Here is a 20753-nt window from a genome sequence, read left to right on the forward strand (position 1 = left end):
GGCCGGCCCGCCCCGCCGTCGGAGCGCGGACCGGGGGTGACGACGAAGGGCCGACCCCCTCGGGGGGTCGGCCCTTGCGGTTCGGTACGGGTCAGGAGGCGTAGCCGCGGCTGGCGATCCAGTGGGCCAGCTCGCCGACGTCGATCCGGTAGGAGGCGGTGTCCGGGTTGGCGGAGTCCGCGATCGTCACGACCCGCCCGCCGTCGCGGTAGCCGACGACGCTGATGTAGTGCCCGCCCTCGAAGGAGTGGGTGTTGCCGTCGGTGTCGGTGGCGGTGCCGGCGATGTTGGCGACCACGGCGCGGCCGTCGTCCACCGCACGGACGATGTCCGCGCGCAGCTTGTCGATCCGCTTGCCGTCGACCTTGCCGGCCGGGATCTCGGTGCTGCGGTACGCGTCCTTGCGGCCGATCTCCTTGTTCAGGATCGGGGTGATGTCGTTGATGCTGTCGGTGCCGTCCTCGGTGGTGCCCATCTCCCTGGCCATCGCGTCCACGTCGATGTTCTTGCCCTGCACGCTCAGCGCGTTGCGGGCGGCGGCCGGGCCGCAGTAGTAGAAGTTGGGCTGGGCGGCGTAGTCGACCTTCAGTTCACGCTCGCCGGCGGGCTTGCGGTCGGTCTGCACGACGGCGGCGGGCCGGGTGGTCTCGGCGGCCTGTGCGGCCAGCGCGGGGCCGGCGATGCCACCGGCGGTGACGGCCAGGCCGGCGGCGGTCAGCACGGTCTTACGCAGGATGTCGGTACGCATGATGGGGTGCTCCTCTGCATCTCGGGGGTGCCACGGCGCGTCCCGCAGGGGGTGCGGTGACGCGGTGGTGCGGCATCGGCAGGTGAAGAGGAAGTCGTGACCCCGGCCGGGTGACGTGCGTTCCGGCAAGGCCGCCCTGCTGGGCGGGGCCGGGCCGGGGACTGGCCGGGGCGATCGCGGATACCAGGTGTAACGACCCCGGCGGGCCGACGATTCCGCCCGGCGGGTGGCCCCCGTCACCCGCCGCCGGGCCGATCCGTCAGCGCCTCGTCACCACCGACGACACCCGTCGGCAAACCCACCATCCGGTCACTGAAAGTCATAATCCGCCCACCGACCCCAGCGCCCCTCCGCACCCTTTGCTCTGCTGCCCTCCCCGCGACAGTCACCCTTTGTACCTGGCGCGTATGGAGCAGCAGAGCAAAGCGTGCGAGAGAGGTATGTGGTGGTTGCTGGCGGGAGATGAGAATTCGCAGCTCAGGGCGGTTTGATGGTGGAGGGGGTGCCGGGGCGCGCTGATCATCGCCGGAGGTGGTCACTGTGTGTGATACGCGTGGCTTCCCGTGGCGGATGTGACTGGCTGTGATCGGAGAGGTGGTGGGCGGAGGTCCGGGGAGTCCGCCGGGCCGGGAGGTCCGCCGGGTCGGGAGGTCCGCCGGGTCGGGGCGCCCGCTGTGCGGGGAGGCCGAGCGGGTCCGGGGCGACGGTGGTCACCGCACGTCGGGTGTGGTGGCGGTGTCTCGGGCGGATGAGGGCTGCCCGGGGGCGGGATTCCGGTGCGTTTCCGCAGCGTCGGGGAGGTGCCGCCCGGCCGGTGCGGCGGGCCAGGGGATCTCCGGGGACGGGTGGAAGGCGATGCCGGCGGCGTGCCAGCGCGGGCCGTGGCCGGCCAGCCGCTCCCGGAATCCGGTCCAGCTCCGGGTGGACGGCGCGGACCAGGCCACCTCGGCGAGGGCGGGCAGGCGCGGGAAGACCATGAACTCGATCTCGGCCAGCGAGGTCACCGACTCGGTCCAGAGCGGGGCCTCCACGCCCAGCACCGCCTCGGCGGGGACGCCGGTCAGGTGGGTCGCGGGATCCCAGTGGTACGCCCGGTGCACGTCGATCAGGCCGGCCCAGTCGTGCCCGATGGGGGTGTCCGGGGCGTACTTCATGTCCAGGTACGCGTGGTTGCCGGGGGAGAGGATCACCCGGGCGCCCCGGCGTACCGCCTCGGCCACCGTGGGGTCGTCCCCGTCGGTGCCCCACCACTGCAGCACCCGGCCGTCGACCTGCCCGGCGGGGGCGATCTGGTGCCAACCGACCACGGTCCGGCCGAGCCCGGCGACGATCCGCTGCGCCCGCTCCACGAAACCGGTGTACGCCGCCCCCTTGACCTTGTACGCCTCGTCCCCGCCGATGTGCAGCCACGGCCCGGGGGTCAGCGCGGCCACCTCGCCGAGCACGTCGGCGACGAAGTCGTACGTGCGCTCGTCGGTGGGGTCGACGTAGCTGAAGCCGACCTCGGTGCCGGTGTACGGCGGCGGCGCGATCTTGCCCGGGGCCAGTTCGGGGTACGCGACCAGGGCCGCGTTGGTGTGGCCGGGCAGGTCCACCTCGGGGACGACGCTGACGTGCCGCCGCGCGGCGTAGGCGACGATGCGCCGGTAGTCGGCGGCGGTGTACCAGCCACCGGGGTCGCCGCCCACCGCGGTGCGCCCGCCGACCGTCGCCAGCCGGGGCCAGGAGTCGACGGCGATCCGCCAGCCCTGGTCGTCGGTGAGGTGCAGATGCAGGTGGTTGAGCTTGTACCGGGCCAGGTGGTCGATCACCCGGCAGACGTCCTCGACGCCGAAGAAGTGCCGTGCCACGTCGAGCATCGCCCCCCGGTAGGCGAAGCGGGGCCGGTCGACGATCGTGCCGCCCGGCACCACCCAGTGCTGCGCCACCGGGGTCCGGCTCTCCACGGCCGCCGGCAGCAGTTGCCGCAGCGTCTGCACGCCGTGGAACAGGCCGGTGGCGGTGCCGGCGGTGATCCGTACCGCGTCGGCGTCGACGTCGAGCCGGTAGCCCTCCGCGTCAGCGGACACCGTCGCTGCCGGGCCGTGCGGCGTGGCGGCGGCGAGGGTGAGCTGGAGCGGGCCCGGGGCGGGCGGCAGGTCGGCGACCGGGAGCGGGTAGCCGGTGGCGGGGCGGAGCAGTTCGGCGAGGTGTCCGGCGACCTCCCGGGCGCCCGCGTCGGCGCTGACCCGTACCGCCGCGTCGGCGGGGAGGACGAAGTCGGCGGTCGGCCGCGGCCGGACCGACGCGGGCGCCGGCACCACGTCACCCAGGCCGACGGTAGGCCGGGTGAGCAGCCGCCCGGCGGCCTGCGCGGCGCTGCGTGCCAGCGTGCCCGCGGTCGGCGTGCCCGTGGCCGGGGTGACCGTGGGCGGGGCGGCGTCGGGGCGCGACGGCTGCTCGGGGACGGGTGCGACGCCGGTACGTGGGGTGCGCGACACGGGGCGGCTCCGGAGGGTGTATTCGCGAGGGATATGGCAAAGGTCAGGTTTGGCGCGACGGGTGACGTCAAGAGTACGAGGAGGAACCGGAATTGCGTGATCGTGCGCGTGGAAGCGTTCCCAGAAACCGGCGTGAACGCGGATAGTCGTGATGGCTGTGCCTATTGTCACCGAACGGTCCCAGGCCGCCCGATGTTCGCTTAACCTTCGCCCACCGAACGCTGACCAGGCCGGATTCCCGGTGGTCGGCCCCGGGGTAAGTCAGAACTGAACCTTCGTTAAGTGTCAATTCCGGCGCGCGTGGGAGGCTTCTGGTGACAACGCACGAGACGGACAAGTACGTCTACGACTTCGCCGAGGGCAACAAGGATCTCAAGGACCTGCTCGGTGGAAAGGGTGCCAATCTCGCCGAGATGACCAATCTCGGCCTGCCGGTGCCACCGGGCTTCACCATCACCACCGGCGCGTGCCAGGCGTACCTGGCGACCGGGCGGGAGCCGGACGGGCTGGCCGGGCAGATCGAGGCCCACCTGGAGGCGTTGGAACGCGCGATGGGCCGACGCCTCGGCGATCCGCAGGACCCGCTGCTGGTCTCGGTTCGCTCCGGCGCCCGGTTCTCGATGCCCGGCATGATGGAGACCGTCCTCAACGTCGGGCTCAACGACCGCAGCGTCGTAGGGCTGAGCGAGCAGGCGGGGCAGAACGACCGGTTCGCCTGGGACTCCTACCGCCGGCTGATCCAGATGTTCGGCAAGACCGTCTGCGAGGTGCCGGGCGAGGAGTTCGAACACGCCCTCGACGAGGCCAAGCGGGCCAAGGGCACCCACGACGACCTCGACCTTGACGCCGACGACCTGCGTGGGCTGGTGGAGACGTACAAGAAGATCTTCGCCAAGCACACCGGGCGGGAGTTCCCGCAGGAGCCGCGCGAACAGCTCGACCTGGCCATCCGGGCGGTCTTCGAGTCGTGGAACGCCGAGCGGGCGATCCTCTACCGCCGCCAGGAACGCATCCCCGCCGACCTGGGCACCGCCGTCAACGTGGTGGCGATGGTCTTCGGCAACCTCGGCCCCGACTCGGGCACCGGCGTCGCCTTCACCCGCGACCCGGGCAGCGGCGCACAGGGCATCTACGGTGACTACCTGGCCAACGCCCAGGGCGAGGACGTCGTCGCGGGCATCCGCAACACCGTGCCGTTGCAGGAACTGGAACGGCTCGACAAGACCTCCTACGACCAGCTGCTCGACATCATGGCCCGGCTGGAAGGGCACTACCAGGACCTCTGCGACATCGAGTTCACCATCGAGCGCGGCAAGCTCTGGATGCTCCAGACCCGGGTGGGCAAGCGCACCGCCGCCGCCGCGTTCGTCATCGCCGGTCAGCTCGTCGACGAGGGCCTGATCGATCTGGACGAGGCGCTGCACCGGGTCAACGGCGCGCAGCTCGCCCAGCTCATGTTCCCCCGCTTCCAGCTCGACCACGAGTTCGAGGCGGTCGCCCGGGGCATCGGGGCCTCCCCGGGAGCCGCCTCCGGGGCGGTGGTCTTCACCTCCGCCCGCGCGGTCGAGCTGGCCGCCGAGGGGAAGTCGGTGATCCTGGTCCGCCGGGAGACCAACCCCGACGACCTCAACGGCATGATCGCCGCCCAGGGCATCCTCACCTCGCGTGGCGGCAAGACCAGCCACGCCGCCGTGGTGGCCCGGGGAATGGGCAAGACCTGCGTCTCCGGGGCCGACGAGATCGAGGTCAACGTGCCGGCCAAGCGGTTCACCGTCGGCGGGCGCACCGTCTCCGAGGGCGACGTCGTCTCCATCGACGGCACCACCGGCAAGGTCTACCTGGGCGAGGTGCCGGTCACGCTGTCGGAGGTGGTGCAGTACTTCGAGGGCAGCCTCGACCCGGAGCGGACCGACGACGCGCTCGTCCGGGCCGTACACCGGATCATGACGCACGCCGACGCGCGGCGGCGGCTGGCCGTGCGGACGAACGCCGACACCGGGGCGGACGCGGCGCGGGCCCGGCGTTTCGGCGCCGAGGGCATCGGCCTGTGCCGCACCGAGCACATGTTCCTCGGCGACCGGCGGGAACTCGTCGAACGCCTGATCCTCGCCGCCAGCGACGCCGAGCGCACCGACGCGCTCGCCGCTCTGCTGCCCCTGCAACGCCAGGACTTCGTGGAGATCTTCCGCGAGATGGCCGGGCTGCCGGTCACCGTCCGGTTGATCGACCCGCCGCTGCACGAGTTCCTGCCCCCGCTGGAGCAGCTCGCGGTCAACGTCGCCGTCGCCCAGGAACGCGGCGAGGACGTCGCCAAGGAGGAGGCGCTGCTCGCCGCCGTCCGGCGGATGCACGAGGAGAACCCGATGCTCGGCCTGCGCGGCGTCCGCCTCGGCCTGGTCATCCCCGGCCTGTTCGCGATGCAGGTCCGCGCCATCGCCGAGGCCGCCGTCGCGGTCACCCGCGACGGCGGCGCGGCCTGCCCGGAGATCATGGTCCCGCTGGTCGGCGCGGTCCAGGAACTGGAGACGGTACGCGCCGAAGCCGAGAAGATCATCGCTGAGGTGGTCGGGGACAGCGGGGTCGAGGTGCTGATCGGCACGATGATCGAGGTACCCCGGGCGGCGCTGACCGCCGGGCAGATCGCCGAGGCGGCGCAGTTCTTCTCCTTCGGCACTAACGACCTCACCCAGATGGGCTGGGGCTTCTCCCGCGACGACGTCGAGGGCGCGTTCTTCTGGCGCTACCTGGAACTGGGCATCTTCGGCATCTCCCCGTTCGAGTCGATCGACCGTGACGGGGTCGGCCGGCTGATCCGGATCGCCGCCGAGGAGGGCCGGGCCGCCCGCCCCGGGCTGAAACTCGGCGTCTGCGGCGAACACGGCGGCGACCCCGACTCGGTGCACTTCTTCCACGAGGTGGGGCTGGACTACGTCTCCTGCTCGCCGTTCCGGGTGCCGGTCGCCCGGCTGGAGGCCGGCCGGGCCGCCATCGAGACCACCGGCTCCGACAGCCGCTGACCGCCCGCGACGCCCACCGGCCCGCCGCCGGTGGGCGTCGCGCGGCGTCGGTGCCCGGCCGGGTCGTGGGATTCCCGGTGCGCGCGCCCACCCGCGCGGTGCGGCGTAACCTGGGCTCCCCGACCCTGGGGGACGAGCGTGAAGGGGAGGCCGGATGGTGGCACCGCCCGCCCGACCACCCGGCGTCGACGGCGACCCGGCCGACGCGCAACGGTGGGTCGAGGAGACGCCCAAGGACACCGGCCACGGCCGGTCCCCGTACGAGCGGGACCGGGCCCGGGTGCTGCACTCGGCGGCGTTCCGCCGGCTCGCCGCGAAGACCCAGGTGCACGTCGCCGGCACCGACGACTTCCTGCGTACCCGGCTCACCCACTCGCTGGAGGTGGCCCAGATCGCCCGGGAGATGGGGGCCCGGCTCGGCTGCGACCCCGACCTGGTGGACACCGCCGGGCTGGCCCACGACCTCGGGCACCCGCCGTTCGGGCACAACGGCGAGGACACCCTCGACGGGCTCGCCGCGTCCTGCGGCGGCTTCGAGGGCAACGCGCAGACGCTGCGGGTGCTCACCCGGCTGGAGGCGAAGGTGCTCGCCCCGGACGGCAGCCCGGCCGGGCTCAACCTCACCCGGGCCGCGCTCGACGCGGTCAGCAAGTACCCGTGGCCCCGCCGCCCCGGGCTGCGCAAGTTCGGCGTGTACGGCGACGACCGCCCGGTCTTCGACTGGTTGCGCGCCGGCAGCCCGGCCGCCCTCGCCCAACCTGCGGCCGACCGGCCCGCCGCCGACCCGTCCGGTGGTGCCCGCCGCTGCCTGGAGGCGCAGGTGATGGACTGGGCCGACGACGTGGCGTACTCGGTGCACGACGTCGAGGACGGCATCCACGGCGGGTACGTCTCGTTGCGCCCCCTCCTGAGCGACCCGGACGAACGCGCCGCGCTCTGCGTCGACGTGGCCGCCGTCTACTCCGGGGAGTCCCCGGACGACCTCGGCGGGGTGCTCGTCGAGTTGCTCGCCGACCCGGTGCTCACCCCGCTGGCCGGGTACGACGGCAGCCACCGGGCGCAGGTCGCCCTCAAGGCCACCACCAGCGTGCTCACCGGCCGGTTCGTGGCGACCGTGGTCGGGGCGACCAGGGACCGCTTCGGCCCCGGCCCGCACCGCCGCTACGCCGCCGACCTGGTCGTGCCGCGCCGGATCAGGGCGCAGTGTGCCCTGCTCAAGGGCATCGCCTGGCGGTACGTGATGTGCCGCCCGGACGCCCGCACCCGTTACGACCGTCAGCGGGAGGTGCTCACCGAACTGGTCACCGTGCTCGCCGACCGCGCCCCGGACGCCCTCGACCCGGTCTTCGCCCCGCTGTGGCGGCAGGCCGGAGACGACTCCGCCCGGCTGCGCGTCATCATCGACCAGGTCGCCTCCCTCACCGACCCCGCCGCCCTGACCTGGCACACCCACCTCACCTGAAACCCGCTCCCCCCACCCCCACCCCCGCCCTCCGCCCCCACCCCCGCTCCCGCCCTCCGCCTCCGCCCCCGCCCCTCGATCCGGTGATCAAGAGGTTTGCGTCAGTTGATCAAGAGGTTTGCGTCAAAGTTGATCACTGAATTGACGCAAACCTCTTGATCACCGGGGAGGGTGACGCAAACCTCTTGATCACCGGGGCGGGGGCGGGGCGGGGTGGAGGGGTGGGGGAGTTAGGGTAGCCTTAGTTCTATGGCGGAGCGCTCCAAGATGGTTACTGCGGCGCGGGTGGTGCGGACCGAACGGCCCACCCCGCACCTGGTCCGACTCGTTCTCGGTGGGGAGGAGTTGACCGGGCTGCCGGTGGGGGAGTTCACCGACCACTACGTCAAGCTGGTCTTTCCGCCCGAGGGGGTGGAGCTGCCGAGGCCGTTGGACCTGACGGCGGTCAAGCGGGAGCTGCCCCGGGAGCAGTGGCCCCGACTGCGCGCGTACACCGTGCGGGCCTGGGATGCGGCGGCCGGTGAGATGACCATCGACGTGGTGCACCACGGGGACGAGGGGTTGGCCGGGCCCTGGGCGGCGCGGCTGCGTCCCGGCGACGAGGTGCTGTTCGTCGGCCCCGGTGGGGCGTACGCGCCGGACCCGACGGCGGACTGGCACCTGCTGGTGGGTGACGAGAGCGCCCTGCCGGCGATCGGCGCCGCGTTGGAGCGGCTGCCCCAGGGCGCCCCGGCGGTCGTCCTGGTCGAGATCGCCGACCCGGCCGACGAGCAGTCGTTGCCCAGCCCCGGCGCGGTGGCGTTGACCTGGCTGCACCGGGCCGGCCGACCGGTCGGCGAGGCCCTGGTCGCGGCGGTGCGGGAGCTGGAGTTCCCGCCCGGCCGGGTGCACGCCTTCGTGCACGGCGAGGCCACCTTCGTCAAGGAGCTGCGCCGGCTGCTGCGGGTCGAGCGGTCGGTGCCCCGGGAGGCGCTGTCGATCTCCGGATACTGGCGGCTGGGCATGGACGACGAGGGCTGGCGCTCCACCAAGCCCGACTGGAACCGCCAGGTGGAGGCCGAGGAGGCCGAAGTCCTGACCTGATCACCACCGTCCACGGCCGTGGCAATGGGCGCAATCGTCCGCTGCCGGGGTCACCGGGCGGGACGATGTGACCATGGCTGAGCAGGCGCGGGACGTAGATGCGCGGGTGGGTGGCAGGCCCGACCCGGTGGTGCTCACCCTGGGCGTCGGCGGGGTGCTGGCGGTGGTGCTCTGGGGGGTGTCCGCGCGCGGTTCGCTGGCCGACTTCGGCGAGTCCGGGCTGGCCTGGGTGATCGGCACCTTCGGCTGGTTCTTCGTCGTCGCGGCGGACGCCTTCCTGGTGCTCGCGGTGGTCGTCGCGGCCTCCCGCTACGGCCGGATCCGGCTGGGCGCCGACGACGACCAGCCGGAGTTCAACACGCTGGCCTGGGTCGCCATGATGTTCAGCGCGGGGATGGGCATCGGTCTGGTCTTCTTCGCGGTGGCCGAGCCGATCCAGCACTACGCCGCCCCGCCACCGGCCACCGGCGTCGCGGCACAGACCCCGGCCGCAGGGGCGGCGGCCATGCAGTACACGCTCTTCCACTGGACGCTGCACCCGTGGGCGATCTACGCCGTCACCGCGTTGGCGCTGGCGTACTCGACCTTCCGTCGGGGGCGGGACAACCGGATCTCGGCCGCGTTCCGCCCGTTGCTCGGCGCGCGGGCCGACGGGGTGGCCGGTCGGGCCATCGACCTGCTCGCCGTCTTCGCCACGGTCTTCGGTTCGGCCACCAGCCTCGGTCTCGGCGCGCTCCAGGTGGCCGCCGGTCTGGACCTGGTGGCCGGCGTACCGGACACCCGGTCGGTGGAACTGACCGTGATCGGCGCGCTCACCCTGGCCTTCGTCGTCTCGGCCTTCTCCGGCCTGCACCGGGGGGTCAAGTGGCTGTCCACCACCAACGTCCTGCTGGCCGTGGCGCTGATGATCTTCGTGTTCGTGGTGGGGCCGACGATCTACACGCTGGAGGTGCTGCCCGCCTCGGTCGGTGACTACCTCAGCCGCCTGGTGTTCATGTCCACCCGTACCGGCGCGTTCTCCGACCCGGCGTGGCTCGGGTCCTGGACGATCTTCTACTGGGCCTGGTGGATCTCCTGGGCACCGTTCGTCGGCACCTTCATCGCGCGGATCTCGCGTGGGCGGACCGTGCGTCAGTTCCTGGTCGGGGTACTGCTGGTGCCCAGCGGGGCCAGCGCGATCTGGTTCGCGATCATGGGCGGCAGCGCCCTGCGTACCCAGGCCAGCGGCACCCGCGATCTGGTGGCGGACGTCGGGGCGGGCAGTGAGCAGGCGCTGTTCGGGCTGCTGGACGCGCTCCCGCTGGGGACCGTCACCAGCGTGCTGGCCATGGTGCTCATCGCGCTCTACTTCGTGACCAGCGCCGACTCGGCGTCGCTGGTGCTGGGGGCGCTCACCTCGGGCGGCGCACTGCGCCCGCACCGCGTACTCGTGGTGCTCTGGGGGGTGCTGATCGGGGCGGTCGCCGCCGCGCTGCTGCTCGCCGGGGGCCTGGCCGCCCTGCAACAGGCGACCATCATGGTGGCGCTGCCGTTCGTGGTGGTGATGCTCGGGCTCGCCGTGGCGCTGCTGCGTGACATGGCCCGGGACCCGGCGGTCAACCCGCACCCGGACCGGGGACGCCGGTCCGGCCTGTCCGCCGCTGTGCGGGCCGCCCGGTCGTACGACGAGGAGAACCCGCCCCCGGTCACCCGCTGGCTGCACCGTCCTCCCCGCTGAGCCGGGCGTTCGCCACCCGCCATCCCCCGCCCGACGGATCGTCGGTCCGGCAGGGCAGGATGGAGGGCCGAGGGGGTGGCACCGCATGGCTGGGCGGATCAGGGACGAGGACATCGCGTTGGTCCGCGAGCGCACCTCCATCGCCGAGGTGATCTCGGACACGGTGACCCTGAAGTCGGCAGGTGGCGGCAACCTCAAGGGCCTGTGCCCGTTCCACGACGAGAAGAGCCCGTCGTTCAACGTCTCACCGGCCCGTAACGTCTTCTACTGCTTCGGGTGCGGTGTCGGTGGCGACGCGATCAAGTTCCTGATGGACGCCGAGCATCTCACCTTCGTCGAGTCCGTCGAGCGGCTCGCCGACCGGGCCGGCATCCAGCTCCGCTACGTCGAGGGTGACCAGGCTGCGCCCCGGGCCCGTCCGCAGCAGGGGCAGAAGCAGCGGCTGGTGGCCGCGCACGCCGCCGCCGTGGAGTTCTATCAGGCGCAGCTCACCACGGCCGGCGCCCGCCCGGCCCGGGAGTTCCTGGCCCGGCGCGGTTTCGACCGGGCCGCCGCGCAGCGGTACGGCTGCGGCTTCGCCCCGGACGCCTGGGACCTGCTCACCAAGCACCTGCGCCAGCAGGGGTTCAGCCACGACGAGCTGGTCACCGGCGGGTTGTCCCGGCCGTCGCGCTCGGGCACCCTGATCGACCGGTTCCGCCGCCGGCTGATGTGGCCGATCCGGGACATTGCCGGTGACGTGATCGGGTTCGGGGCGCGGAAGCTCTTCGACGACGACGACGGCCCGAAATACCTCAACACCCCCGAGACGCCGATCTACAAGAAGTCGCACGTGCTCTACGGCATCGACCAGGCCAAACGGGAGATCGCCAAGCAGGGCCGGGTGGTCGTCGTCGAGGGTTACACCGACGTGATGGCCTGCCACCTGGCCGGTGTCCCCACCGCCGTGGCGACCTGCGGCACCGCCTTCGGCGCGGACCACATCGGCGTGCTGCGCCGGCTGCTGCTCGACACCGACGCGGTGGCCGGTGAGGTGATCTTCACGTTCGACGGGGACGCCGCCGGGCAGAAGGCCGCGCTGCGTGCCTTCGAGGACGACCAGCGCTTCGTCGGGCGTACCTTCATCGCGGTCAGCCCGGACAACATGGACCCGTGCGACCTGCGGTTGGCAAAGGGCGACCTGGCGATCCGTGACCTGGTGGCCCGCCGCGAGCCGCTCGTCGACTTCGCCCTCCGGCACGTGATCAACCGCTACGACCTGGACACGGTGGACGGCCGGGTGGAGGCGATGCGCCGGGCCGCGCCCCTGGTTGCCAAGATCAAGGACCTGGAGAAGCGTCCCGAGTACGTCCGCAAGCTCGCCGGTGACCTCGGCATGGAGATCGAGCCGGTGCAGCGGGCGGTGCTGGCCGCCGCGCACGCCCCCGGTGAGCGGGAGGCCACCGCCCCGCCCCGGGGTCGGACCCGTCCGGCCGCGCCCGCCGTGGACAGTCCGGAGTCGATGGTCGAGCGGGAGGCGTTGAAACTCGCCCTCCAGGAGCCGGTCCTCGCCGGGCCCATGTTCGACGCGGTCGAGGCCGCCGAGTACCGGCACCCGGTGCACGTCGCGGTCCGTACGGCGATCGCGGCGGCCGGCGGGGTGGCGGTGGCGGCCGGCGGCGCGGTGTGGATCGGTGCCGTGCGGGACGCCTGCGAGGACCTGGCCGCCCAGGCGCTCGTCGGTGAGCTGGCGGTGGAGCCGCTGCGGATCGACGGCGAACCCGATCCGAGGTACGTCTCCAGCACCCTCGCCCAGTTGCAGTGGGGCTCGGTGACCGCCCGGATCAGGGACCTCAAGTCCAAGATCCAGCGGATCAACCCGGTCAACCAGAAGGACGAGTACTTCGCCCTCTTCGGGGAACTGCTCTCGCTGGAACAGCATGCGCGGGCCCTGCGCGAGCAGGCCGCGGGAGGACTCTGATGGGACTGTTCGGCCGCAAGCGCAAGGTGCCGTCCGCCGTCCGCCCACCGCTGGTCGCCGGTGAACGCGTCCTGGCCTGGGCCGCCACGGGCAACGGCAGCAGTAACGACGCGCCGCCCGCCGACCGGATGTCCGCCGTCGACGGGGCGTCGGCCGTTGGCGGTGCGTCGGTGGGTGCCGGTGGCGGTGCTGCCGGCGGCGGGGTGCTGGTGGCCACGAACCTCGGGCTCTGGCTGCCGGGCCGCGGGGAGCGGTTGGGCTGGCACGACATCCTCAAGGCCGTCTGGTCCGGGCGGGAACTGACGGTCACCCCGGCGGCGACGGCCGCCGAGCGGGACGGCTACCTGGTGGTCGCCGACGGTCCCGCCGAGACGTATCTGCTGCTCGATCCGGGGGACCTGCCGCACCAGGTGCGGGCCCGGGTGACCCGCTCGGTGGCGTACACCCAGCAGCACCCGGTGCCCGGCGGCTCGGGGCGGATCGCGGCCCGGCGGGTGGCCGGGGCGGACGGTCTGACCTGGACGGTCCGCTACGACCCCGGTACCCCGGTCGACGCCGACGAGGTACGCGCCGAAACCGACCAGCTCGTCGCCGCCGCCCGCGCCGCCACCGCCCCCGCCGACCTCTGAGCCTCCGCCGGGCGGGGGGATCGACCGCAACGTCGGCGATGGAGCGGTATCGCCGCGACCTGATGCCGCTGTATCGGCCCCAGTGAGTCGATCATGACCCGGCGCGACGGGATCTTGGAAGATTCCGGCCCTCCCGGGGGCCGAAATCTTCCAAGATCCCCGCGAACCGTGCGTCACCGGGCGGCCAGCGAGGTGTGCCAGGGTGGTCGGGTTACCGGGACCGTGCCCAGGTGACGATGCGGTCGGTGAGGCCGGGTGGTGCGACGCCGTGGTGCAGGGCGGCGAGGTCGTCCATGGCTTTGCCCAGCAGGAGGCCCAGGTAGACGAGCAGGGCGGTGCGGTCCTCGCGGTACTCGCCGAGCAGTGCCAGCCGGGCCGGCGAGCACGGCCAGGCCGCCCCGCACACCCGGCACCGCCAGGAGGGGCGGGCGGCCACATGGGGACGGTACCGGGGCATCAGCGCCGACCCGCCCGCACGTTCCCACCCGGCCCGACCCGGGTGCAGTGGCCGCCTCCCGAGCTGCCCCGGCCGGGATCACCGCAGGTCGGGCGGCCGCGCCCCGGCCCGTCGTGGCCCGGCTCGGGCCGATCCGGTCGACCCGCACGGGGGCCGCCGGGGCGCCCCGGAAATCCGCAGCGCGATCCGAGAACCTGTCGCATGGTCGAGCCTCCGTCGATGGTGGAGGGGAGCGCCCGCCGACGACACCGACGGACGCTCCCGGCCTGGTTCCGCCCACCGTCCGATCCCGGGAGCGGTCCCGCTGGGTGACAGTCTGTTGATGTTCCGGCTACGGTGGGAGGTCCGCCCTGCCGACGACCGGGGCGTGGGCCGGCCGCTTCCGGGCGGTACGAACATGTACGGAGGCTGTCTGGTGGAGCGCTCGTCGATGCTGGACCACTTCGCGGAGGAGATACGGCTCGCGCGGGCCGCGCACGGGATGTCCCAGGCGACGCTGGCCGAGGCGCTGAGCTATTCGGGCGCACTCGTCGCCAAGGTGGAAACCTGCGAACGCCGGCCGAGCCTCGACTTCGCCCGCCGGTGCGACACCGTGTTCGGCGCCGACGGCCGGTTCGAGCGCATCCAACGCCGAATCAGCCGGGAAACCGTGGTGCCCTGGGCTCGGGACTGGACGGGAGTGGAGGCGGAAGCACGGGCCTTGCGCTGGTTCGAACCGCTCTATGTGCCCGGCCTGCTCCAGACCGAGGAATACGCCCGTGCCATTCTGGTCGGTGCCGGGCTGTTCGGCGACGATGAGATCGAACAGCAGGTTGCCACGCGAATCGAGCGTCAGGTCGTACTCAACCGGGACCGGCCGCCGCTGCTCACTGCTGTCATCGACGAGTACGTGTTGCGCCGCAATGTCGGTCAGCCGGAGGTCATGTGTCAGCAGTTGCAGCACTTGGTGAAGCTCGGCACGACGTTGCCGCGAGTCCGTATCCAGGTGGTGCCACTGTCCGCCGGTGCCTATCCCGGCCTTGACGGCCCTTTCGTCATTGCTACCTCGCCCACTGGTGAGGACGTCGTCTACCTGGAGGGACAGCGCCACGGGCAGGTGGTCGACCGCACCGACTACCTGCGTGAAGTGGTTGAGGTATGGGAGTCGATCCGTGGTGAGACACTTTCGCAGCAGCAGTCCATCGAGTTGATATCGGAGGTGGCGGAAACATGGATCTGACCGGTGCCCGGTGGCGCAAGAGCACCCGTAGCAATGGCGGCGGTGGAGCCTGTGTCGAGGTGGCGGACGAGCTTTCCGGCGTGGTGATGGTGCGGGATTCCAAGGACCCGGGTGGACCGGTGCTGGCCTTCGAGTCGTACGCCTGGCGGGCATTCGTCGCCGGAACGGCAAGGAAGGCTTAGCGGGACTGCGGGAAACGGCGGCCCGGAGATCGGGTCGATGCCGGCACGCCCGCCGGTGGGGGAGTGCCCCTCGTCACCTCTGCCGCTGCTCGGGGGTTAGGCGGCGGCTACGGCGGGGCAAGTCGGAGGGCGACACCCGCAGATCCCCGAGGAGGGGCGATGGCCTCCGACGAGACCCACGCCGACCGCGACGACGCGGCCACCGTGACCGCAGCCCGGCACGACCGTGACCGGCGGTCCGGTGAGCCCGGGTCCGGCGGGCCGGTGTCCGGTGACCGGCGGCGCGGCGGCCGGCGGGAGGCCGACGTGGGCACCCGGCCGGTCGGCCCCGACGACGGCCCGGACAGCCCCGCCGACCTGCACCGGGCGGACTGGAAGGCGGCGCTCAAGCGCACCGGGCGGGAGTTCCAGGAGGACAGCCTGACCGACTGGGCCGCCGCGCTGACCTACTACGGGGTGCTGTCGATCTTCCCCGGGATGCTGGTGCTGATCTCGATCCTCGGCCTGCTCGGCGAGCGGGCCACCAGCGGGGTCCGGGACACGGTCGGGCAGGTGGTGCCGGAGGAGAACATCCGCACCATCATCGAGACCGCGATCGACCAGGCCGGCCAGTCGGGTGGGTTGGCCAGCGTCGCCGCGATCATCGGTCTGGTCGCCGCGTTCTGGTCGGCCTCCGGCTACGTGGGCGCGTTCATGCGGGCCTCGAACAGCATCTACGACGTGCCGGAGGGGCGGCCGGTGTGGAAGACCCTGCCCATCCGGCTCGGGGTGACCGCCCTGGTGGGGGTGCTGCTGCTCGCCGCCGCGGTGATCGTGGTCTTCACCGGCGGTCTCGCCGAGCAGGCCGGCAACGCGATCGGGCTCGGTTCCACGGCGCTGACGGTGTGGAACATCGCCAAGTGGCCGGTGCTGCTGGTGCTGGTCAGCCTGATGTTCGCGATCCTCTACTGGGCGTCGCCGAACGCCCGGCACGGCGGGTTCCGCTGGGTCAGCCCGGGTGGCGTGCTGGCGGTGCTGCTGTGGCTGCTGGTCTCGGGCCTCTTCGCCCTGTACGTCAGCAACTTCGGGTCCTACAACAAGACCTACGGGGCGCTGGCCGGCGTGATCATCTTCCTGGTCTGGCTCTGGCTGAGCAACATCGCGATCCTGCTCGGTGCCGAGTTCGACGCCGAGCTGGAGCGGGGCCGGGCCATCTCCGCCGGCCACGACCCGGACGAGGAGCCGTACGTCGAGCTGCGCGACGACCGCAAGCTGCGCAAGAAGCGCAACGCCGCCCCCGGCCGCTGACCCCGCCTCCGGGGGCCTCCGGGAGGCCCGCCGGACCCACCGACCCCGCCCCGCCGCGTCGACCGTGGCGGGGCGGGGTCTTGTCATGTCCGGGGGCGATCGGGTAATGCTTCCTCCGCCCGTTCCGGGCCCGCCGGGCGGCACCCACCCGGCCTCGGTAGCAGGTCGTTGCGGAGATTTCTCGGTCTGTCAACCTTTTCTTGATCCACTAGTAGCTTTTGTTCGTTCGGACAAAAGTTGTCGGAGGAACGACCGAAGCTATGGACACGTGCCACGGAAGTCTCCTACTGTGTCGACCACAACACAACGGCGTGACGTCAATGTGAACCCTGAGGCGGAGGTGAGTCCCGTGCGGACGGCAGATCCCCTGCACGTGCAGCTGTTACGGCTGCTCCGTGACGAGGGGCCAGCGTCCCGGGCCGAGCTGGGTGACCGGTTGCAGATGCCCCGGCCCCGGCTCCTCGCCGAGTTGGAACGGCTGGTCGGCCTGGGCCTGGTGGCCGAGGCCGGACTGGCCGCCTCCCGGGGCGGCCGCCGGTCGACCCTGGTCGAGCTGAACCCCCACCTGCGGTTCGCCGGCATCGACATGGGTGCCAGTTCGATCGACGTCGAGGTGGTCAACGGGCGGCTCGAACCGGTCGCCGCGTACGCCGAGCCGGCCGACATCCGCTCCGGCCCGAAGGCCATCCTGCACCGGGTCAACGACCTGCTGCACAAGGCCCGGGTGGACGGGGCGTACGAGCGGCTCAACGGCGTCGGCATCGGCCTGCCCGGCCCGGTCAGCTTCCGCGACGGGGTGCCGGTCTCGCCGCCGATCATGCCGGGCTGGGACCGCTACCCGGTACGCGAGCTGATCAGCCGCGAGCACGGATGCCCGGCGGTGGTCGACAACGACGTGAACATCATGGCGATCGGCGAGCGGCACGGCGGGGTGGCCCACTCGGTCGACGACTTCCTCTTCGTCAAGATCGGCACCGGGATAGGGTGCGGGATCTACCTCAGCGGCGAGGTCTACCGGGGCACCGACGGCTGCGCCGGCGACATCGGGCACATCCAGGCCGAGGCCGGTGGACCGGCCTGCACCTGCGGAAACGCCGGTTGCCTGGAGGCCGTGTTCAGCGGGGCGGCGCTGGCCCGGGAAGCCTCCATCGCGGCGCGTACCGGCACCTCGCCGGCGCTGGCCGAGCGGCTCGCCGCCCGGGGTGCGGTCTCCGCCCGCGACGTCGCCGAGGCCGCGGTCGAGGGCGACGTCACCTGCATCCAGCTCATCCGCGACGGGGGCCGCCGGGTCGGGCAGGTGCTCGCCGGCCTGGTCAGCTTCACCAACCCGTCGATGATCGTCATCGGTGGCGGGCTGGCCCACCTCGGGCACATCCTGCTCGCCGAGATCCGCAGCGTGGTCTACCGCCGTTCGCTGCCGCTGGCCACCGGCAACCTGCCGGTCGTCCTGTCCGAGCTGGGACCGCGCGCCGGAGTGGCCGGCGCGGCCGTCCTCGCCAGCGACGTCGCCTTCGGGGAGGCATCGTGAGCGCGAGGAGTGAGCCGGTTTTGCGAGCCCCGCAGTCGCGAACGAAGGAGACGCGGGTGAGCGCGAGGAGTGAGCCGGGTTTGCGAGCCCCGCAGTCGCGAATGGAGGACCCGCGATGAGCACCGAGTCGCATTCCGCCGCCGGGGACAAGGCCCCGCTGGTCGAGGCGCCCGCCGACACCGTCGCCGGTGAGGTGGTGCTCCGGCTGACCGACGTGGTCAAGACCTTCCCCGGCGTCCGCGCCCTCGACGGCGTGCAGCTCGAGGTGCGGGCCGGTGAGGTGCACTGCCTGCTCGGGCAGAACGGTGCCGGTAAGTCCACCCTGATCAAGGTGCTCGCCGGGGTGCACCGCCCCGACTCCGGCCAGGTGGAGTGGCGCGGCGAGCCGGCGCACTTCGCCAACCCGCAGGCCGCCATGCGCGCCGGCATCGCCACCATCTACCAGGAACTCGACCTGGTCGAGGACCTGTCGGTCGCCGAGAACGCCTTCCTCGGCCACGAGCCGAAGGTCGCCGGGTTCGTCAGGCGCGGGCTGATGGCCCGGCGTACCCGGGAGATCCTGAGCCGGCTCGGCCACGGCGAGATCCCGCCCGGCCGGATGGTGCGGGCGCTGCCGGCGGCCGGCAAGCAGGTGGTCAGCATGGCCCGCGCGCTGTCCCACGAGGCCCGACTGATCATCATGGACGAGCCGAGCGCGGTGCTGGCGCACGACGAGGTGGACAACCTCTTCCGGATCATCCGGGAACTCACCGCCCAGGGCATCGCGGTCATCTACATCTCGCACCGGATGGAGGAGATCCGCGAGATCGGCGACCGGGTCACCGTACTCAAGGACGGTCGGACCACGGCGGCGAACCTGCCGGCCCGCGACACCCCGACCCGCGACCTGGTCGCCCGGATGACCGGCCGGACCATCGAGTACGTCTTCCCGGACCGCCCGACCGCGCCGGCCACCGGCGACGAGCTGCTGCGGGTCGAGCGGCTGAGCCGGACCGGCGAGTTCGCCGACGTCTCGCTCAGCGTCCGTCCCGGCGAGATCGTCGGCATCGCCGGGCTGGTCGGCTCCGGCCGCTCGGAACTGCTGGAGACGATCTACGGTGCCCGACGCGCCGAGTCCGGCACCATCCGGATGGGCGGTCGGACCCTGCGGCCGGGCAGTGTCGGCGCGGCCGTCCGGGCCGGCATGGGCATGGCCCCCGAGGAACGTAAGAGTCAGGCGTTGCTGCTCGGCGAGCCGATCCACCGCAACGTCACCCTGGCGACCTTCACCCGGTACGCCCGCCTCGGCTTCACCAATGCCGGGCGGGAGCGGGCCGAGGCGGAGCGGATCGCCGACGACCTCCAGCTCCGGCCCAACGACGTGCGCCGGGCGGTACGCACCCTCTCCGGCGGCAACCAGCAGAAGGTGGTGGTCGGGCGCTGGCTGCTCGGCGACACCCGGTTGCTGCTGCTCGACGAGCCGACCCGGGGGGTGGACGTGGGGGCCCGTGCCGAGCTGTACCGGGTGATCCGCGGCCTGGCCGCCCAGGGGGTCGGCGTGCTGCTGGTCTCCAGCGAGGTCCCCGAGGTGCTCGGCCTGGCCGATCGGGTGCTGGTGATGCGGGAGGGCCGGATGGTGCGCGAGGCGCCCGCCGGCGAACTGGACGAGAACACCGTGCTCGACCTCGTCATGGCGGGGTCTCTGATGGAAGGCGCGCCGGCATGAGCGAGCGCAGTGGACATAACGAGGTGACGGCATGAGTGAGTCGACCGGGACCGCGACACCGGACCGGCCGGCGGACCTGCCGGCGCAGTCCCCGCCGGTAGACCCGGCGGTGACGGCGTCGCTCAAGGAGAAGCCCCGGACGGGCGGGTTGTCCTTCTGGCAGGGCGACGGGGGTGAGGGCGCGAAGCGTAACCTCGGCCTGATCGGCGTGCTGGTGGTGCTGGTCGTGATCGGCGCCGCGACCCGCTGGGATCTCTACTCCAACCCGGACTGGGTGTGGGGCAACACGCTGACCATCCTCAAGCTCGCCTCGGTGGTCGGGGTGGTCACCGTCGGGATGACCTTCGTGATCATCGGCGGTGGCATCGACCTGTCGGTCGGCGCGATCGTCGCCCTCGCCGGGGTGTGGTCGACCACGGTCGCGACCCAGAGCTACGGCGCGGGCGGCATGATCTTCACGGCGATCGTGGTCGGTGCGGCGGTCGGCCTGGTCAACGGGATCCTCATCTCCTACGGCCGGCTGGTGGCGTTCATCGCCACGCTGGCCATGATGGTCGCCGCCCGGGGTCTGGCCGCCCAGATCTCCGGCAAGCAGACCCAGGTGTCGAACAACTCCTTCATCAACGGCATCGCCAGCACCGACCTGCTGGGCATCCCGCTGCTGGTCTACATCCTCGCCGCCGTGGTCGCCGCCGGGTGGGTGCTGCTCAACCGCACCACCTTCGGCCGACGTACGGTCGCCGTGGGTGGCAACCCGGAGGCGGCCCGGCTCGCCGGGATCAACGTCCGGCGGCACACCCTGCTGCTCTACGCGCTGTCCGGCCTGTGCTGCGGCATCGCCGCGATCATGCTGACCGCGCAGGCCAACTCCGCCCAGGCGGCCATGGCCAACCTGTACGAGCTGGACGCGATCGCCGCAGCCATCATCGGCGGCACGCTGCTCAGCGGTGGCCGGGGCACCATCATCGGGTCCCTGCTCGGCGTGCTGATCTTCTCCACCATCACGAACCTCTTCGCCATCAACGGCCTGTCCACCGAGGCCCAGAACATGGTCAAGGGCGGCATCATCGTCGGCGCCGTCCTGATCCAGCAGGTGCAGTTCCGCAGCGTCACCCAGTTCCTCAGCCGCAACAAGCTGACCACCCCCGCCTGACCCGGACGCGTCGCCCCACCGGGCGCGTCCCGACCCTCCGCATCACCGCATTCCGGCGGCCACCGACGGTGGCCGGGATCAGCACAACCTTTTTCACCCCCACCATCCGTCATTTCCTGGAGGTCG

15 protein-coding genes are annotated in these 20753 nt (G+C 72.2%); 12 read left to right on the forward strand and 3 right to left on the reverse strand.

Translation table 11 applies throughout. The features are described from left to right. Window positions 1-91: 91 nt before the first annotated feature. Both ACN265_RS05805 and ACN265_RS05810 read right to left on the reverse strand, forming a co-directional pair. Entirely contained in the window at window positions 92-748 is a 657-nt protein-coding gene (locus tag ACN265_RS05805) for a C39 family peptidase (protein ID WP_204926320.1), read from the reverse strand. 710 nt (window positions 749-1458) lie between these two features. Beyond that, the gene (locus ACN265_RS05810; RefSeq protein WP_421406275.1) at window positions 1459-3228 is read right to left on the reverse strand and encodes a beta-N-acetylhexosaminidase; all 1770 of its coding nucleotides are present in this window, start codon (window positions 3226-3228) and stop codon (window positions 1459-1461) included. A 311-nt stretch (window positions 3229-3539) separates the two neighbouring features. Here ACN265_RS05810 and ppdK point away from each other — a divergent pair, with 311 nt between their 5' ends. The 6 genes from ppdK to ACN265_RS05840 all read left to right on the forward strand — a co-directional run bounded on the left by ppdK (window position 3540) and on the right by ACN265_RS05840 (window position 13096). Then, window positions 3540-6245 (forward strand): pyruvate, phosphate dikinase, encoded by a 2706-nt coding sequence (gene ppdK / locus ACN265_RS05815; protein WP_421411386.1) that lies wholly within the window; start codon window positions 3540-3542, stop codon window positions 6243-6245. 154 nt (window positions 6246-6399) lie between these two features. Beyond that, entirely contained in the window at window positions 6400-7707 is a 1308-nt protein-coding gene (locus ACN265_RS05820) for a deoxyguanosinetriphosphate triphosphohydrolase (protein ID WP_421406277.1), read from the forward strand. A 249-nt stretch (window positions 7708-7956) separates the two neighbouring features. After that, entirely contained in the window at window positions 7957-8790 is an 834-nt protein-coding gene (locus ACN265_RS05825; protein WP_420119274.1) for a siderophore-interacting protein, read from the forward strand. Window positions 8791-8863: 73 nt separating this feature from the next. Then, window positions 8864-10507, forward strand: coding sequence for a BCCT family transporter (locus tag ACN265_RS05830; protein ID WP_421406278.1), 1644 nt, complete (start codon window positions 8864-8866; stop codon window positions 10505-10507). Window positions 10508-10592: 85 nt separating this feature from the next. Further along, window positions 10593-12467, forward strand: coding sequence for a DNA primase (gene dnaG, locus ACN265_RS05835; protein WP_357932178.1), 1875 nt, complete (start codon window positions 10593-10595; stop codon window positions 12465-12467). Beyond that, window positions 12467-13096 (forward strand): hypothetical protein, encoded by a 630-nt coding sequence (locus tag ACN265_RS05840; protein ID WP_421406279.1) that lies wholly within the window; start codon window positions 12467-12469, stop codon window positions 13094-13096. The genes dnaG and ACN265_RS05840 overlap by 1 nt, the downstream gene beginning before the upstream one ends. A 211-nt stretch (window positions 13097-13307) precedes the next feature. Here ACN265_RS05840 and ACN265_RS05845 read toward each other — a convergent pair whose 3' ends face one another. Beyond that, on the reverse strand, window positions 13308-13532 hold the full coding sequence (locus tag ACN265_RS05845) for a flavin reductase (RefSeq protein ID WP_421406281.1): 225 nt from the start codon (window positions 13530-13532) through the stop codon (window positions 13308-13310). A gap of 436 nt (window positions 13533-13968) precedes the next feature. On the opposite strand from ACN265_RS05845, the gene ACN265_RS05850 reads away from it, so the two are divergent. From ACN265_RS05850 to ACN265_RS05875, 6 genes are all read left to right on the forward strand, one after another. Then, window positions 13969-14772, forward strand: a complete 804-nt coding sequence (locus ACN265_RS05850; protein ID WP_421406282.1) for a helix-turn-helix domain-containing protein — start codon at window positions 13969-13971, stop codon at window positions 14770-14772. Then, window positions 14763-14954: a DUF397 domain-containing protein gene (locus ACN265_RS05855; protein ID WP_421406284.1), complete on the forward strand. Its 192-nt coding sequence runs from the start codon at window positions 14763-14765 to the stop codon at window positions 14952-14954. The genes ACN265_RS05850 and ACN265_RS05855 overlap by 10 nt, the downstream gene beginning before the upstream one ends. A gap of 159 nt (window positions 14955-15113) precedes the next feature. Then, window positions 15114-16241 carry a YihY/virulence factor BrkB family protein gene (locus tag ACN265_RS05860; RefSeq protein WP_420119267.1) on the forward strand — a complete coding sequence of 376 codons (1128 nt, stop codon included), beginning with the start codon at window positions 15114-15116 and terminating at the stop codon, window positions 16239-16241. Window positions 16242-16590: 349 nt separating this feature from the next. Continuing rightward, window positions 16591-17769, forward strand: a complete 1179-nt coding sequence (locus ACN265_RS05865; RefSeq protein ID WP_204926331.1) for an ROK family transcriptional regulator — start codon at window positions 16591-16593, stop codon at window positions 17767-17769. 115 nt (window positions 17770-17884) lie between these two features. Further along, complete coding sequence (locus ACN265_RS05870) at window positions 17885-19474, forward strand: sugar ABC transporter ATP-binding protein (RefSeq protein ID WP_421406285.1); 1590 nt, start codon at window positions 17885-17887, stop codon at window positions 19472-19474. A gap of 31 nt (window positions 19475-19505) precedes the next feature. Further along, window positions 19506-20627, forward strand: a complete 1122-nt coding sequence (locus ACN265_RS05875; RefSeq protein ID WP_204926332.1) for an ABC transporter permease — start codon at window positions 19506-19508, stop codon at window positions 20625-20627. The last annotated feature ends 126 nt before the right edge of the window (window positions 20628-20753 follow it).

This window comes from Micromonospora sp. WMMD730 (assembly GCF_049178955.1).
Taxonomy (GTDB): Bacteria; Actinomycetota; Actinomycetes; order Mycobacteriales; family Micromonosporaceae; genus Micromonospora; species Micromonospora wenchangensis.

Excerpts from the sequence above, each read along its gene's own strand:
- ACN265_RS05805 (WP_204926320.1), bottom strand. The coding sequence starts at position 748 with ATGCGTACCGACATCCTGCGTAAGACCGTGCTGACCGCCGCCGGCCTG.
- ACN265_RS05875 (WP_204926332.1), top strand. The coding sequence starts at position 19,506 with ATGAGTGAGTCGACCGGGACCGCGACACCGGACCGGCCGGCGGACCTG.
- ACN265_RS05820 (WP_421406277.1), top strand. The coding sequence starts at position 6,400 with ATGGTGGCACCGCCCGCCCGACCACCCGGCGTCGACGGCGACCCGGCC.
- ACN265_RS05840 (WP_421406279.1), top strand. The coding sequence starts at position 12,467 with ATGGGACTGTTCGGCCGCAAGCGCAAGGTGCCGTCCGCCGTCCGCCCA.
- ACN265_RS05855 (WP_421406284.1), top strand. The coding sequence starts at position 14,763 with ATGGATCTGACCGGTGCCCGGTGGCGCAAGAGCACCCGTAGCAATGGC.
- ACN265_RS05870 (WP_421406285.1), top strand. The coding sequence starts at position 17,885 with ATGAGCACCGAGTCGCATTCCGCCGCCGGGGACAAGGCCCCGCTGGTC.
- ACN265_RS05830 (WP_421406278.1), top strand. The coding sequence starts at position 8,864 with ATGGCTGAGCAGGCGCGGGACGTAGATGCGCGGGTGGGTGGCAGGCCC.
- ACN265_RS05825 (WP_420119274.1), top strand. The coding sequence starts at position 7,957 with ATGGCGGAGCGCTCCAAGATGGTTACTGCGGCGCGGGTGGTGCGGACC.
- dnaG (WP_357932178.1), top strand. The coding sequence starts at position 10,593 with ATGGCTGGGCGGATCAGGGACGAGGACATCGCGTTGGTCCGCGAGCGC.
- ACN265_RS05860 (WP_420119267.1), top strand. The coding sequence starts at position 15,114 with ATGGCCTCCGACGAGACCCACGCCGACCGCGACGACGCGGCCACCGTG.